The following is a 14410-nucleotide window of genomic DNA, read 5'->3' on the forward strand; positions in this document are numbered from 1 at the left end:
TTGGAGCCGTCACGATGCCTTCTCCCTTTCCAGGGATGAATCCCTACTTGGAGCAAAACGATACTTGGGAAGACTTCCACCATGAGTTTCTGACTCGAGCGCGGGCACAATTGGAACCTCAAGTTGGAGCGGCCTATTACGTGAAAGTCGAAGTGCGGCCGTATATTCACGAGCTATCTGCCGATGAGCGACGGTACTTCGGTCGTGCGGATGCCGCAGTGACGTCGCGCGCCGAGCGAGATCGCGGCGTTCCTGTGGCGGAGATCGAGTCGCCGGTGACGTTGACGATGCCCGCCGTGGAGTTCGCGCGTGAGTCGTGGCTCGAAGCGCATGACCGTCGCGATCGGCGAGTGATCACGGCGATCGAACTACTCAGTCCCGGAAACAAGGACCGAGTGGAACACCGCGAGGCATATCTGGCGAAGCGCAACGAGATTCTGGCGGGCCCGACCCACCTGGTCGAAATTGGCCTGCTACGCGGAGGCGAACGGCCCTCGATCCCGATGCTGCCGAAGTGCGACTACTACGCGCTGGTGAGCCGATGCGAGCACCGGCCCAATATGAGCTTCTGGCCGATTAGCCTTCGCCAGCGGCTTCCGGTCATTGCCGTTCCGCTTTCCGGAGCCGACCCCAATGCGCAGCTTGACCTTCAACGGGCGCTCGATGAGGCCTACGATGCGGCCCGCTACGACAAGTACATCTACGCGGAAGAGCCCCAGCCTCGGCTGTCTACGGCCGACGCGGAGTGGGCGCGGCAATTCGTACCGTAATGGGTTTTTGAGGTGCTCGATCGAAGCCGGTGTGTTTCCCCGGAGTCGCCATTCCTCGCGGATGACAAGGGTAATTCGGTCATCCTTCCTCCCTGGCCAGCAGATCGCGGAGGTAATCGCCATAAGAGTTCTTCAGCGGCGCGGCCAACGCTTCGAGCTGCGAGGCGGTGATGTATCCCTTCAGATAGGCCACCTCCTCCAGACAGGCGACTTTGAGACCCTGCCGTAATTCGATCGTTTCGATGAAATTCGAGGCCTGCAACAGCGACTCGTGCGTGCCCGTGTCGAGCCAGGCGAAACCGCGCGTGAAGCTCCGCACCCGCAGCTCGCCGCGCTCGAGGTAGTGTCGATTGACGTCGGTGATCTCCAGCTCGCCGCGGGGCGAAGGCCTGAGCGAGGCCGCAATGTCGAGCACCTGGTTGTCGTAGAAATAAAGCCCCGTCACCGCATGGTGCGACTTGGGGTGGGCCGGCTTCTCCTCGATCGAAATGGCCTTGCCCTGGCGGTCGAATTCCACCACGCCGTAACGCTCCGGATCTTTGACCGCGTAGGCGAACACCGTGGCTCCGGTGCGGTGGCTGACGGCCTCTTCCAGCATCGGCTGAAAGCCCTGGCCGTAAAACAGGTTGTCGCCCAGGATCAGGGCCACCGAATCGTGCCCCACAAACTCGCGGCCGATGACGAACGCCTGGGCCAGCCCTTCGGGCCGCGGCTGAACGGCATAGCGGACCGAAACGCCGATCCAGCCGCCGTCGCCCAGCAGCCGCTCGTAGGCCGCCACGTCGGCCGGCGTGGTGATCAGCAAAATGTCGCGAATGCCCGCCAGCATCAGCGCCGAGAGCGGGTAGTAGATCATCGGCTTGTCATACACCGGCAGCAGTTGCTTGCTGACCGATCGCGTGACGGGATAGAGCCGCGTGCCCGACCCGCCGGCCAGCACGATCCCCTTGTGAAGATAGCTCTCGCTCACGTTTTAACCCTCCTTGATCAGTCCCAGCCGTTGGCGCTGATAGACGCCGCTGGTCACGCGCTCGACCCAGCCGGGGTTGTCGAGATACCAGCGCACGGTTTGTTCCAGTCCGCCGGCAAAGTCGTGTCTCGGCGACCAGCCGAGTTGGGCCTTGATCTTGCCCGCGTCGATCGCGTAGCGGCGATCGTGGCCCGGACGGTCGGTCACGTAGGTGATGAGAGTCGAGCAAGGCGCGTGCGGCAGGCCGGGCCGCAGGCGGTCGACGAGCTGGCAGATGGTGCGCACCACGTCGAGATTGGCCCGTTCGCAGTTGCCGCCGATGTTGTAGACCTCGCCGACCTTGCCGCGCGCCAGCACGCTGCGAATCGCTTCGCAATGGTCTTCCACGAACAGCCAATCGCGCACCTGCTGGCCGTCGCCATAGACCGGCAGCGGCTTGCCTTCCAGGGCGTTGAGAATTATCAGCGGAATGAGTTTCTCTGGGAACTGGTACGGCCCGTAGTTGTTCGAGCAGTTGGTGGTGAGCACCGGCAGTCCGTAGGTGTGGTGATAGGCCCGCACAAAGAAATCGGCGGCGGCCTTGGAGGCGGCGTAGGGCGAATTGGGGGCGCAGCGGCTTTCTTCGGTGAAGGCCCCGGTTTTTCCCAGCGATCCATAGACCTCGTCGGTCGAGACGTGCAGGAAGCGAAACGCCTGGCGCCGGGCGTCGGCGAGCTTGTTCCAATAATCGCGGCAGGCTTCGAGCAATTCGCACGTGCCCACGACGTTGGTCTGCACGAACGCCGCCGGTCCCTCGATCGATCGGTCGACGTGCGACTCGGCGGCAAAATTGACGACCGCGTCGGGCTGAAAGTCGGCCAACAACTGAGCGACGAGGGTGCGATCGGCGATGTCGCCTTCGATCAGCACGTGCCGCGGATTGTCGGCCACGGAGGCCAGCGAGTCGAGATTTCCGGCATAGGTGAGTTTGTCGAGATCGACCAGCCGACCCGCGCCGGCCGACAGCCATTGGCGCACGAAGCAACTGCCGATGAAGCCGGCTCCGCCGGTGACGAGAATGGTATTCATAGGACCGCCATGATACCCGCGCGGGCGAAGGGAAACCAGCGTTCTGCCCTTTTTGATCCCGGCGAACTATAATTCAGCGAACCTGACTTCGCGGCACGACATCGACCACCTGGAGAACCACCGACATGAGAATGCTGACCACCGCAACCGCGTTGACGCTTGCTTGCTGGGCATCGCTTGCCGCCGGGGCCGAGTACAGCGTCGAAGCGATTGACGCACCGCCACCGGCCGAGGAGCTTAAGCCGGCGATCGCCGAGCGGCTGTCGGCGAGCGGCTTCAAGGTGCTCACCGGCCAGGGACGCACGTTGTGCGAGGTGTGGCCGGCCAAGTCGTGGCAGACGGCGGCCGACTTCGAGCCGACCGGCGCCGTGAACTATCCGTTCGAGGTGGGCGAGCTGCTGGGCGCGATTCGCTTTGCCCGCAACGGCGGCGATTTCCGCGGCCAGAAAATCCGCAAAGGCACCTACACCATGCGCTACGGCTTGCAGCCGCAGGACGGCAATCACGTCGGCACGTCGGACACGCGCGATTTTGTGGTGCTGCTGCCGGCGGCCGACGACGGCGATGCGAACGTGCTGGAGAAGGAAGCGCTCTTCAAGGAGAGCACCAACGCTTCAGGCACCGCACACCCGGCCATTCTCAGCTTGCTGCCGCCCGGCAAAGACGGCCAGGACCTTCCGCGCATCGTCCATCATGAAGATCGCGAACTGTGGGCCGTCGACTTTGCCGGCAAAGCGGCGAACGCCAAGCAGATCGTGGTTGAGTTGGTGGTCGTGGGGCATTCAGGCGAATAGGCTGGGCCGCGGTAGGGTAAGGCTATGGGCGATGGAGATGTGAGACGAGCGACGTTTTGTCGTGCTCTGCGGTGGTTGATCGTGCTCGCCGTCACCACGCAGGCGCCGCGTTGCTTGGCGGAATCGTCGGCGCCGGACAAGAAATACAGCACCGAATCGCTCCGCGGCAAGGTCGTCTGGCTGGCGGACGCCCTGAAAGAGCGATTCGACATCAAGACCGACGATGATGCGGCCCACGCGGTCGTGGCACTCGAAACGGCCGAGGGGCGTCTTCACCCGATTGTGAAAGACGCCCGTGGCCGGTGCTTTTACACCGACCAGCGCCTGCGCGATATCAAGATCGAATTGCTGGTCCGCCGCTACGAAGGCTCGCCGATGGTGCAGGTCGTGCGGGTCTATAGGCTCAAGCCCGACGGCAAGTACGAACTCGACTATTGGTGCGACGTCTGCTCGATCGCCATGTATGAACTGAAGCAGTGCGAATGTTGCCAGGGCCCGATCCGCCTGCGCGAGCGGTTGGTGGAAAAACGGGCAGACCGCGGCGCGAGGGACGCAAAGCCGTAGAAATCCTCAAACCGGTGCGATCGGTCGCGCCGCAGTTGCGCAAGCGACCCACCGGCACGCTGACGCGTGCCGCTCGCCAGACGCTAGCAAGGTCGCTACTCGCCCATCCACGGCTCGCTGGCGGGAACGCCTTCCATGCTCCCGCCGAACGTCGGCGCGGGTGCGGGGCTGGGCGACGCGGGCATCGGTTCGGGCGGTGCGACACTCGGCGCGGGCGCCGCCGCGGGCGGCTTGCGCATGGCAGGCTTGCGGGCCGGGGCTTTCTTGACCTTTTTGACCGGGGCTTTTGCAGCCTTTTTGGCCGGCGCCGTCTTGCGGGCCGCTTTTTTCGCGGCCTTCTTGACCGTTTTCTTGGCTTTCTTGGCCGCTTTCTTCGTCCCCTTTTTGCCAGCCGCCTTTTTGGGTGCCTTGACGGCCCTCTTGGCCGCCTTTTTCTTCGCCTTCGCCATTGAGTTTTCTCCACAAGATGTGTGCGCCCCGCAATAAGCTGAGTGGCAGTCTAACGACGAAGCTGCCGGCATGCAACTTTTTTGCGAATTTCTCGGCGAGCGCAGGCGGCCACGTCGTTGCCGCGCCGCAGCCACAGGAAAAGCGAAGGCCGCCGGGTTACAAGAATCCGCCTTGACAGGCGGCGGAAATTCGCGACAATCCCGCCCGCAATTCAACCAACCGGCACACCCGTCCGGCGGAACCGCTTCGCCAGAGTGAGGGTGTGCCGCAGTGGCACATCGCGTCGCCGCCTTGGTCGGCCTATCGGAGGCTTTCAACGGCGAGTTTTTTGGACAGTGGCATGGAGGCCGCAGGCCATGGATGGCACCGCTTATCACGACTACGCTCTCGGCCGAGATTGCCCGAGCTTGGGCGGCCACCCCTCACGGCACCTGAAAACCATCGGCGTGAGCGGCGCCGTGGGCCAAACGACCACCAGCTATTTGATTCCCGGCGTGCTGGCGGCCGGTGGCTGCGCCACCGGAGTGCTGGGCAGACTGGGTTACTTCGACGGCTGCCGCTGGCGCACCGCCCCGGACGGCACGCCCTCGCCCGATTCGCTCGCCCAGTGGATGGCGAAGATGGTCGCCAATCGCTGCTCGCACGCCGTCTTGGAACTTGCCCACGACGCGTTGGCCGGACAGCTCCTGGCCAACATCGAGCTGGACGTGGCCTGCGTCACCGATGCGGGCCTTGGAAACGGCTTTGGCCCGCGGCCGAGGCGAGACGAGCGGACGGCGGCCGACCTGCTCGACTGCCTGGCGCCCGAGGGGTTTGCCATCGTCAACATCGACGACCCGGCGGCCGAAAGCGTGCTGGCGCGAATCGACGGGCCGGTGCTCACGGTGGGCATGACGCGACCGGCGGAGGTGACGGCCGAGGTCGTCGAGCGGTTTGCCGGCGAGCAGACGTTTCTGCTCTCGATCGAGAACGAAACCGTCCCCGTGCGGACGCGGCTGACGGGCAAAGAGAACGTCGTCAGCTGCCTGGTGGCGGCGGCGGTGGGGCTGGTGTACGGCATCGATCTGCCGGCGATCGTGCGTGGGCTGGAAGCCATCGAGCGCATCCCCGCACGCCTGGAAGGACTGGAACGCGATCGGACGAAGCGGGCAGCGTGAATGAGAACCAAGGAAAGGAACCATGTGAGAAGCTCCATCGTCAGCGTGCGGGTTTGCGGGAACCCAAGCGCTACCCTCCCTCCTGGGTTGGAGCATAAGCTTGTCGGGCCAGCGGTCTCTGGGTCGGCCGCTCCGGCAAGTGCTTCGCGATGGAGCTTCATTGACTGAGCACCGGAGCGGCGCTCGCCGCCGCTCCGGTTGCTCAGGGAACACCGCTGCCTCCGAGAGGGCGCACCGACGCCCTCTCGGACGGCGGCATTAGGCGAAAGGCGCCTGTCCCGTGTCGCGCACCTTTTCGTTGACAGGGTTCGCACCTGGGAGTGGGCGGCGAAACCACGGATGGCAGTTGCGCGCGAAGATACTTAGCCTTGCCGGAGAAAGCCCAAGCGGCCCGCGCCAAGCCGCCCGCTGGGAAACCGGTGAATCATCCGGGCGACGCCGGCCGCCGACCGCGACGAAGTGTTTTGACGCCTCTATCGGGTGGTTCTGCGACAGATTCGTCGCAGAATCACCCATAATGGGTTGATTTCGGCGGATCGAGCCGGAAGCGACTGCGTGCCTTCCCGTCGCAAGCCTCTCCGCAGTTGCGCATCTTCGGTGTTGATTTCGGGGCTAAGGCTGGGTTGATTGTGGAAGTCATCCATGTCTCAAGGCATTTAGGGATAGTCGCTTGCGTTATGAAAACAGCTAAGGTAAGGTGGCTTTATCTCTTTTTGGTAAAACTGCTTTATCTCACGGAAATAGTATGGCCGATTGGAAGTTCTACGGACGAAGGGAGCAGCTTGCGGATTTGGAGCGAATGCTCGACCGGAAACGCTGGTTCTTTGCCAAGGTCACGGGTCGTCGCCGGATCGGCAAGACGACGCTCATTCAACAAGCAATGAAGGAACTCGGCAGCAAGCAGCCCGTGTTCTACGTTCAGATACCCGATTCTGAGCCAGCCGGTGTCCTCTCCGCAGTGAACGACGCCTTGGAAACATTCCAAGTACCTGTCGACCGGCATCCCCGCCCAAACGACCTTCTACAACTTGCGAAGTTGCTGGAGGCAATGGCTGAAGGCGGCTACATCCTCATCCTTGACGAGTTCCAATACTTCAATCGCAAGGGGTACGAGGAGTTCTGCTCGTACTTGCAGGCAAGCGTGGATCGGCTGGCAGCGAAGGCAGAACAGGTTCGAGGCGGGTTGCTCGTCCTTGGCTCCATCCACACGGAGATGGTTGCCTTACTCGAAGGTCGAACGGCTCCGCTCTACAACCGAGTCACCGATGCCATCCACCTCACCCATCTCGACATCGGCTCGATTCTGTCCATCCTTCAAGATCATGCTGAGCCGACCCCAGAGCGTCTGCTGTTCCTTTGGAACCTCTTCGAGGGAGTTCCCAAGTTCTACCGTGACTGTTACGAGCAAGATGTGCTTGCCGCCGAACGAAAGACTCTGCTGCGCCGCATCTTCTTTGAAAGTTCGTCGCCGCTTCGGTCGGAAGCTGAGAACTGGTTTCTGCGTGAACTGCGTGGCCGGTACGATGTGGTCTTGAAGTTCGTGGCCCGCAATCCGGGGCGAAGGCACAAGGAATTGGTTCAAGCAATTCGAGAGGCCAGCGGGACCGCCGACACGCAAGTCGGCGGCTATTTGAAGGTTCTCATCGAGCGATTCGGGCTGATCGAACGCAAGTTGCCGGTGTTCGCCAAACCAGAAGCGAAGCGCAGCCGCTACTATGTCACCGACAATTTTCTCCGTTCGTGGCTGGCGGCCTTGGCGAATCCCGTTTCTGCGATCGCGTTTCGACCACTTGACGATCTGATTGATGAAGCCGATCAGCGACTCGAAGCTGTCGAAGGTGGCTCACTGGAGAAACTGGCCGGCCAACTTTACGAGGAACGGAGCCGCAAGGGAATTGGCGATTTTCCGATCACGCATCGAGTGCAAGGATTCTGGGACAAGGCCGACACCGAGATTGATCTTGTGGCCTTCAATGAAACGACCGAATCCATTCGCTTCGGCTCGTGCAAACGGTCCCCCAAGAGGCTGATGGCCGACGTGAACAACTTTAAGCGGCACGTTGAGCGTTTTCTTCGAACGATGCCCAAATATCAGGGGTGGACGAAGCAGTTCGTTGGCATCTCACCTGTCTTGGACGCCGAACAACGGGCGTTCCTGACCGACCACGACATCCTTCCACAGGATTTGAGTACGCTAACACTCGGCTTGAATTGAGCGCAGACCGTCATTTCCGGTCAAAGCCCTTAAAGTGAACCGGGAAGATGGAAAAAGTCCAATTCTCACGAAGCCGGGCGCGGGCCGGTGAGTCATCCGGGCGACGCCGGCCGCCGACCGCGACCACAACCGTTCTCCAAGATATTCCCGTCCGGTCCGATCAGCATGTAGTCGAGATAGCCTTGAAGACCGAGTTGCCGGTAGGCGTTGACGATTCGCCCGTCCGGATGGTCGACGACAATGGGAAACACAAGCCCCTGCTGCTTGCAGTGTTCGCGCACGGCTTCGGGCGTCGGTGTTGAGCCATGCGGCGCCGTCCAATTCGAGGGCCGGCTGACCGCGCATGCCGGCGGGATACTTCGCCTGCCGTCGGGCGGCGGATTTCTGGTGCAAGGCAGCGGTCGACCGGTTGTCTTCCATGCTCAGCAGCTCGTCGGCCGACGACGTTCGGTCCGGACTGCAAATCTATCCATCTCCGCCCGATGCTCAGGGAACTTGGCGAGGAGTACGGAATTTCCTTGACCTTGCGGAAATCGCGGCTACGATAAGCAAATGCTCGCTAGCTTGCGCTCTGTCAGCCGTCGATTGACTGGTTCGGGGTGAGTGCAGGGTGGGACGGGTGGGAGCGAGCTTGCGAGCGCCGGCCCACCACGGAGGAAACCGACCATCGGTGGGCCGGCGCTCGCAAGCTCGCTGGTCCCACCCTACGATAGGGGCCAGGCACATGGGCTGCCGAGCGGGTCCGGCAGCGTGGACTGGAGCTAACGTATGGCACGCCGCACCTCTTCGATCGTCGAGCAAATCGAACAGAGCCGACTGCTGTCCGACCGCGAACTCTCCGAGGCGCAAGTCGAAGTGGCCGGCCTGGCAAGTCTTTCGGACGCCGCCTACGTCAACCGCCTGGTCGAGTTCGGGCTGTTGACGGCCTGGCAGGGGCTGCAGTTGCTGGCCGGACGCACGTCCTTTTTCGTGGGCCCCTACAAGCTCCTGCAGCGGATCGGGCACGGCGGCGCCGCGGCCGTCTACAAGGCCCAGCACACCACGATCGGCCAAATCGTGGCCCTGAAGGTGTTTCCCACGTCGTTGTCGCAAGTCCGCGACGCCGCCGCGCGGTTCCGCCGGGAGACCGAGGCCTCGGTGCGCGTCAACCACCCGCACGTGGTTTCAGGCTACGGCAGCAAGTGTTTCGACGGCCGCGGCGTACTGATCATGGAGTTCGTCAACGGCGACGACCTGTCCCGCTGGCTGAAGCGCTGCGGGTCGCTGCCGATCGACTGGTGCTGCGAGGCCGCCCGGCAGGCCGCCTTGGGGTTGGGGCACATTCACCAGCGAGGTCTCGTGCATCGCGACATCAAGCCCAGCAATGTTTTGGCCGTCGGCGCCTCCGGCCGCGAGACGCCGCACGTCAAGGTCGCCGACCTGGGAGCCGCCAATATCAAGTACAACGAGGCGTTGTCGTCGCAGACGCAACTCACCGCGCTGGGAACCCTGCTCGGCACGCCCAACTATATGTCGCCGGAGCAGATCGAAGACGGCCACGGCGCCGATCCCCGCTCGGACATTTTCAGCCTGGGTTGCACGCTTTTCAAGCTATTGAGCAACGAACTGCCCTGGACGGGAGCGACGCTTGAGGAGCGTCTGAAGGCCAGGATGAAGCAACCTCCCTTGCGCGTCCGGCAATTCCGCCGCGACATACCGCCGCGCATCGAGCAAATCATCGAGGCGATGCTGGCGCGTCGGCCCGAAAACCGTCCTGCTTCGGCCGACGAGGTCGCCGGCGAGCTGGCGGCTTTTGCGCGGTCGAAAGGGGCTGAGTCGCCGACGGCAGCCGTGGCCAATCCCGCGGCACCATCACCGGCGGAACCGTGGCCGCCGATTTTGCGCATCCGTGGTCGCGAACCCGAGACGGTGGTGCTCCCGCCCGCGCCGCCGGTGACGGTGCAGACGCCGCTGGAATGGCGGCTGCTGCGCGAGTCGCTGCAGGGGCCGCCGCAGACGTCCGTCATGCGCGAGCAGGACACGGTCGTCGTGGGCCGGGGGCGCGACTGCCATATCCGCGTCCGCGATGTCCAGGTGTCGCGACGCCACTGCCAGTTTGCCTGGCGCAACGGAGGCTGGCAGATCGAGGATCTGGGAAGCCAGAACGGCACCTATGTGAACGGGCTAAGTGCCACGACCTGCGAGCTGAACAGCGGCGATCAGATCCGCATCGGCTCGACCCGGCTTTGGATTGTGGCCGTTTGCGCCGTCGATGCGGTGGCCGCCGCCGGCAGCGCCAGGCCCGGCCGACGCGGGGGCCCGGCGACGGCTTAGCCCGGATGATTCAGGCTTTCCCGGAGGGCGATTTGCCGCTCTGCGCAGGACGCTTCAACCAGCCGACAATGTCTCCGCGGCTGTGCAGGCCCAGCTTGCGCAGGATGCTGTTGATCTGCGTGCGGACCGTGTGCGGGCTGCGGTGCAGGAAACGGCCCAACTCCTCGTTGTCCAGGTAGCCCCGGCTGATCCAGACCATCAACTCGAGTTCGGCCGGCGAGATATGTTCGCAGAGCACCTGCCGCCGGCTGGCCTGGGGCACCAGGCCGATCGTCGGGTCGTCGCTGGGCAAGCCGCTCAGCAAATCGTCCTCCTCCCTAGGAGATTCGTCGGCGAGCTGCCCCGCGACGACCTGAATCTCCACGTTGCCTCCCAGGTTGATCAGGTCGCCCGGCACGAGCTTGACCTGGGGAAGCCGATCGACCCACACCAGGTTGATGCGGGTCCCCACGCGCGAGCCAAGATCGCGGATCCAGAAACCGCGATGATCGCGCCAAACTTCGGCGTGTTTGCGCGAGACCGACCGGAACTGCGCGGGTACCGGGATGTCGACGTCGTCGGCCCGGCCAATCACCTTAGCGCGCTCTTCGATCGCGTGGCACCAGCCGCCCGTGGGGTGATTGGTCAGAATCAAGGACGCGCTGGCGGTGGGTGGAGTGGCTTTGACTTCTGGCACGCGTATTCCCGCCGCCAAATTCCGGTGAAACAGCAACCTCGAACGCGCCCGCCAGTATACCTAAAAGTGGGGACATGGCAAGCTAGCCGACGATTTGCCGGTAATAAGCCAGCGACCGCTGCAGGCCTTCCTGAAAGCCGACGCGGGGCTGATAGCCAAGGATGCTTTGCGCGGCGCGGATATCGGCCAGGCTCTCGCGAATGTCACCGGCGCGGGGCGGCGCGTGGAGCGGTTCCACCGCCGTGCCGAGCAGGCGGTTCAACTCGGCCAGCAGATCGAGCAAGCTGGTGGAGCGGCCATTGGCCACGTTGAACACGCGGCCGCTGGCTCCCGCCGCATCCGCCGCGCAAAGGTTCCCTTGCACCACATTGTCAACATAGGTGAAATCCCGCGACTGATGCCCGTCCCCGAAGACCGTCGGACGCCGGCCTGCCAGCAATGCCGTGATGAACAGCGGAATCACGGCCGAATAGGGGCTGTTGGGATCCTGCCGGGGCCCGAAGACGTTGAAGTAACGGAGAACCACCGTTTCCAGTCCGTAGGTGGCGGTGAACGCCTGGCAATAATACTCGCCCGCCAGCTTGGCCGCGCCGTAGGGCGAGATGGGAGCCGGAAGATCGCCCTCCGACTTCGGCGACTTGACCTGTTCGCCATAGGCGCTGCTGGAGCCGGCGTAAACCACGCGCCGCACGCCCGCTCGTCGGGCGGCATCGAGCAGCGCCACGGTGCCCGTCACACAGGCCGCATTGGTGTCCAGCGGGGCTTCGACGCTGCGCGGGACCGAGGCCAGGGCGGCCTGGTGGAAAACGCAGTCGACGCCCGCCACGGCGCGGGCCACCAACTCGCGGTCGTTCAGATCGCCGTGCAGAAACTCCACCCGATCGCCGCCGGCGGGCAAGTTCTCGCGATGACCGGTGCTGAGGTTATCGAGCACGCGGACCCGATCTCCGCGCTCGACCAGGGCCGCAGCGATATGAGAACCGATGAAGCCGGCACCGCCGGTAACCAGGAATGTTCGCATACGGGAAAGTGTACGCCGGCTCTTTGCGCTGTCAAACGTTGTTGGGCAGACCGGATGCCGCTCGCCAGGCGGGGCTGCTAGACTGAAGGGAAGAGCCCGCACATGTACCGACTCCTCAATGAGCTGTTGCGCCCTTACACGCTGTTGCTGATCGTCGTGGCGTTCAGCGCAGTCTGGGCCTGGCGGCGGCGAGCGAGTCGCTGGGCTCCGCGGGTGCTGCTGGCGGCCGTGGCCGGATTGCTGTTGCCGTCGATTCCCGCCGTCAGCGACCTGGGCTTCGCCAGCTTGGAAGCTCAAACCGTTCCGCTGACGGTGTTGCCCGCCGACACGGCGGCGATGGTGGTCCTGTCGGGAGGGATTTTGCCGCCGACGGCCAAGCAGCCGCGCGCCCTGCCTGGCGAAGACACGCTCTACCGCTGCCTGAGCGCGGCGGAACTCTATCGCGGCAAACCATGCCTCGTCGTCGTCAGCGGCGGGACCGTCGCTCCCGAGGACGGTGCGCCCCCCGTGGCGGAGGTGATGCGGGAGTTTCTCGTGCGGCTGGGCGTCAACTCCGACGACCTCCTTGTGGAAGACCGTTCGACGACCACCTATGAGAATGCCGTCGAGAGCCGGCGCGTGCTCGAGCGTCTGGGGCGGCGACGGATTGTATTGGTCACCGACGCGCTGCACATGCCGCGGGCCGCCGCCTGCTTCCGCCACGTCGGCCTGGAAGTGACCGAGGCCCCCTGCCGTTTCATCACCGGCAAGTCCGACTGGTCGCCAGGCCGTTTTCTGCCCAGCTCGGGCGCGGCACGCGGCAGCGAGCGCGTGATGCATGAATGGCTGGGGGTGGTCTGGTATTGGCTGCAAGGCAGAATGTAAACTGAGGTCAAAGCGTTCGTCGTCGTTCAGGATGTCCACGATGGAAAACTGGTACTGTGAAGTGCTGTTCACGGAGCTCGGCCCCTTGTCGTGGGACCAACTCCGCGAGTGGGCGTCGCGCGGCACGCTGCGGCCGAAGGACCGCGTGCGGCAGGCAAGTGGCGGCTGGCGCGTGGCCGCGGACGTCGAGGGTCTGTTCATTGCGCCCTCCGCGACCGACTCGACCGATTTCGAAGTCGATGCCGCAACGCCGCCCAAGCCGGCCGACGACGATTTCGATTTCGACGTTTCCACGCCGTAGGCCAGCCGCGCGTCAGAAGCGGACCGGTCTGCGCCGAGGTGGCGCCCGCCTTACGGCGCGGCGACCGCTGGTTCGGCGCAGGAAGCAGCGATGCCGGTCCCGTCGTGGAACCGCGCGCAATTGCGGCCGGAATCCTTCGCCGCATAGAGCGCCCGGTCGGCCCGCTCTTTCAGATCGCAGGCGTTCTCACCGGGCAGCACCTCCGCGGCGCCGAAGCTGGCCGTGACGCACAACCGTTGGCCGTTGGTCTGCACCGTCGTAAACTCAATCGCCTTGCGATACCCCGCGACGCACTGCTCGGCCTTTCCGAGCGTCGTGTGCGTCAGCAGAAGGGCGAACTCTTCGCCGCCGATACGGGCCACGAAATCCGTGCTGCGGCGCCGCTCGGAGACCACCTTGGCGATGGCTGCCAGTACGGCGTCGCCCGCGGCGTGACCGTAATTGTCGTTGAACGACTTGAATTTGTCGACGTCGAAGATCACCATCACGAACTCTTCGCCGTAGCGTTGGTGACGCCCGAAGAGTTCGACGAGACGCTCCTCGAATGCGCGGCGGTTCGGCAATTGGGTGAGGCAATCGTGGCGGGATTCGGCCGACAACCGCTGGAGCGTGGCGCACTGGACTGCCAGCCGCTCCTGGGCCGAAGCGAGATCGCGACGGAGACCGCTGTTGGCTTCGACGAGCTCGTTGACTCGGGCCGTCAGCTCCGTCCTGAGCACGGCCGTCATGTCGTTCTCGCGCTCGGTGAGTTGCGCGCCCATATCCGCGATGTTCGCGCCTTCGATGCCGACCCGCGCCAGCGTGTCGCTCAGGACGCCCTGATAATCACCCAACAGCCCGTCGCGCGACTTGACGGCGTCGGATTGCTCGTCGCCGGAGGACGGTTTTGAAACACCGAACCGGCAGTAGCCCAGCGCGGCGGCCAAAAGGACGCTTTGAATGACGACGATAGACGCCAGCACCGCGATGATCATGTCAAGCATCGGCCCTTTCGTAGGGCCCCTCGTCGCATTTTCGAACGTCCGATGGCTCGTCGCCAAACCGCGCCGACTCGCCCTCTCGGACGCGATGCCCACTCGTCAGCGTTAACCGAACTGTAGGTTATGCCTGGGAGGCTGGGACCTCGGCACGTTGCCGTGTTTCCGCCCGTAGCGATTACAACGGTCAGGGCCGCACGGCGGCGTTGAACCGGCAACCTCCGCGCGGCGGGAAGCGAGCTACACTCTTGTTAGTGGTACCTAGTCCCA

The 14410-nt window shown here is 63.9% G+C and carries 15 protein-coding genes; 8 read left to right on the plus strand and 7 right to left on the minus strand.

Annotated features, from left to right (window positions below; all coding sequences use genetic code 11):
* Positions 1–14: 14 nt before the first annotated feature.
* Positions 15–770 (plus strand): DUF4058 family protein, encoded by a 756-nt coding sequence (locus VNH11_24365; GenBank protein ID HVA49523.1) that lies wholly within the window; start codon positions 15–17, stop codon positions 768–770.
* Between the two features lie 79 nt (positions 771–849).
* On the opposite strand, the gene rfbA is transcribed toward VNH11_24365, so the two are convergent.
* Positions 850–1740 carry a glucose-1-phosphate thymidylyltransferase RfbA gene (gene rfbA / locus VNH11_24370; protein ID HVA49524.1) on the minus strand — a complete coding sequence of 297 codons (891 nt, stop codon included), beginning with the start codon at positions 1738–1740 and terminating at the stop codon, positions 850–852.
* A gap of 3 nt (positions 1741–1743) precedes the next feature.
* Positions 1744–2808 (minus strand): dTDP-glucose 4,6-dehydratase, encoded by a 1065-nt coding sequence (gene rfbB, locus VNH11_24375; GenBank protein ID HVA49525.1) that lies wholly within the window; start codon positions 2806–2808, stop codon positions 1744–1746.
* 125 nt (positions 2809–2933) lie between these two features.
* Here rfbB and VNH11_24380 point away from each other — a divergent pair, with 125 nt between their 5' ends.
* Positions 2934–3602, plus strand: a complete 669-nt coding sequence (locus tag VNH11_24380; protein ID HVA49526.1) for a hypothetical protein — start codon at positions 2934–2936, stop codon at positions 3600–3602.
* A 24-nt stretch (positions 3603–3626) separates the two neighbouring features.
* Positions 3627–4166, plus strand: coding sequence for a hypothetical protein (locus VNH11_24385; protein ID HVA49527.1), 540 nt, complete (start codon positions 3627–3629; stop codon positions 4164–4166).
* Positions 4167–4261: 95 nt separating this feature from the next.
* Here VNH11_24385 and VNH11_24390 read toward each other — a convergent pair whose 3' ends face one another.
* Positions 4262–4615, minus strand: coding sequence for a hypothetical protein (locus tag VNH11_24390; protein HVA49528.1), 354 nt, complete (start codon positions 4613–4615; stop codon positions 4262–4264).
* A gap of 357 nt (positions 4616–4972) precedes the next feature.
* Between VNH11_24390 and VNH11_24395 the strand changes: the two genes are divergently transcribed.
* Both VNH11_24395 and VNH11_24400 read left to right on the plus strand, forming a co-directional pair.
* Positions 4973–5773, plus strand: a complete 801-nt coding sequence (locus tag VNH11_24395; GenBank protein ID HVA49529.1) for a Mur ligase family protein — start codon at positions 4973–4975, stop codon at positions 5771–5773.
* Positions 5774–6518: 745 nt separating this feature from the next.
* Positions 6519–7988: an ATP-binding protein gene (locus tag VNH11_24400; GenBank protein ID HVA49530.1), complete on the plus strand. Its 1470-nt coding sequence runs from the start codon at positions 6519–6521 to the stop codon at positions 7986–7988.
* Positions 7989–8080: 92 nt separating this feature from the next.
* On the opposite strand, the gene VNH11_24405 is transcribed toward VNH11_24400, so the two are convergent.
* Positions 8081–8269: a hypothetical protein gene (locus VNH11_24405; GenBank protein HVA49531.1), complete on the minus strand. Its 189-nt coding sequence runs from the start codon at positions 8267–8269 to the stop codon at positions 8081–8083.
* 487 nt (positions 8270–8756) lie between these two features.
* Here VNH11_24405 and VNH11_24410 point away from each other — a divergent pair, with 487 nt between their 5' ends.
* The gene (locus tag VNH11_24410) at positions 8757–10301 is read left to right on the plus strand and encodes a protein kinase (GenBank protein HVA49532.1); all 1545 of its coding nucleotides are present in this window, start codon (positions 8757–8759) and stop codon (positions 10299–10301) included.
* A 10-nt stretch (positions 10302–10311) separates the two neighbouring features.
* Here the strand turns inward: VNH11_24410 and VNH11_24415 are convergent, their stop codons facing one another.
* Both VNH11_24415 and VNH11_24420 read right to left on the minus strand, forming a co-directional pair.
* Positions 10312–10977: an FHA domain-containing protein gene (locus tag VNH11_24415; GenBank protein HVA49533.1), complete on the minus strand. Its 666-nt coding sequence runs from the start codon at positions 10975–10977 to the stop codon at positions 10312–10314.
* An 82-nt stretch (positions 10978–11059) separates the two neighbouring features.
* On the minus strand, positions 11060–11998 hold the full coding sequence (locus tag VNH11_24420) for an SDR family oxidoreductase (GenBank protein ID HVA49534.1): 939 nt from the start codon (positions 11996–11998) through the stop codon (positions 11060–11062).
* Between the two features lie 102 nt (positions 11999–12100).
* Here VNH11_24420 and VNH11_24425 point away from each other — a divergent pair, with 102 nt between their 5' ends.
* Both VNH11_24425 and VNH11_24430 read left to right on the plus strand, forming a co-directional pair.
* Positions 12101–12862 carry a YdcF family protein gene (locus VNH11_24425; protein HVA49535.1) on the plus strand — a complete coding sequence of 254 codons (762 nt, stop codon included), beginning with the start codon at positions 12101–12103 and terminating at the stop codon, positions 12860–12862.
* Between the two features lie 40 nt (positions 12863–12902).
* The gene (locus VNH11_24430) at positions 12903–13163 is read left to right on the plus strand and encodes a DUF4339 domain-containing protein (protein HVA49536.1); all 261 of its coding nucleotides are present in this window, start codon (positions 12903–12905) and stop codon (positions 13161–13163) included.
* Between the two features lie 50 nt (positions 13164–13213).
* On the opposite strand, the gene VNH11_24435 is transcribed toward VNH11_24430, so the two are convergent.
* A complete protein-coding gene (locus VNH11_24435) occupies positions 13214–14146 on the minus strand; it encodes a GGDEF domain-containing protein (GenBank protein HVA49537.1) in 933 nt (310 codons plus the stop codon).
* Between the last annotated feature and the right edge of the window lie 264 nt (positions 14147–14410).

The organism is Pirellulales bacterium (assembly GCA_035533075.1).
In the GTDB taxonomy this organism is placed as follows: domain Bacteria; phylum Planctomycetota; class Planctomycetia; order Pirellulales; family JAICIG01; genus DASSFG01.

Excerpts from the sequence above, each read along its gene's own strand:
- VNH11_24365 (HVA49523.1), top strand. The coding sequence starts at position 15 with ATGCCTTCTCCCTTTCCAGGGATGAATCCCTACTTGGAGCAAAACGAT.
- rfbB (HVA49525.1), bottom strand. The coding sequence starts at position 2,808 with ATGAATACCATTCTCGTCACCGGCGGAGCCGGCTTCATCGGCAGTTGC.
- VNH11_24380 (HVA49526.1), top strand. The coding sequence starts at position 2,934 with ATGAGAATGCTGACCACCGCAACCGCGTTGACGCTTGCTTGCTGGGCA.
- VNH11_24385 (HVA49527.1), top strand. The coding sequence starts at position 3,627 with ATGGGCGATGGAGATGTGAGACGAGCGACGTTTTGTCGTGCTCTGCGG.
- VNH11_24390 (HVA49528.1), bottom strand. The coding sequence starts at position 4,615 with ATGGCGAAGGCGAAGAAAAAGGCGGCCAAGAGGGCCGTCAAGGCACCC.
- VNH11_24395 (HVA49529.1), top strand. The coding sequence starts at position 4,973 with ATGGATGGCACCGCTTATCACGACTACGCTCTCGGCCGAGATTGCCCG.
- VNH11_24400 (HVA49530.1), top strand. The coding sequence starts at position 6,519 with ATGGCCGATTGGAAGTTCTACGGACGAAGGGAGCAGCTTGCGGATTTG.
- VNH11_24410 (HVA49532.1), top strand. The coding sequence starts at position 8,757 with ATGGCACGCCGCACCTCTTCGATCGTCGAGCAAATCGAACAGAGCCGA.
- VNH11_24420 (HVA49534.1), bottom strand. The coding sequence starts at position 11,998 with ATGCGAACATTCCTGGTTACCGGCGGTGCCGGCTTCATCGGTTCTCAT.
- VNH11_24425 (HVA49535.1), top strand. The coding sequence starts at position 12,101 with ATGTACCGACTCCTCAATGAGCTGTTGCGCCCTTACACGCTGTTGCTG.
- VNH11_24430 (HVA49536.1), top strand. The coding sequence starts at position 12,903 with ATGGAAAACTGGTACTGTGAAGTGCTGTTCACGGAGCTCGGCCCCTTG.
- VNH11_24435 (HVA49537.1), bottom strand. The coding sequence starts at position 14,146 with ATGCTTGACATGATCATCGCGGTGCTGGCGTCTATCGTCGTCATTCAA.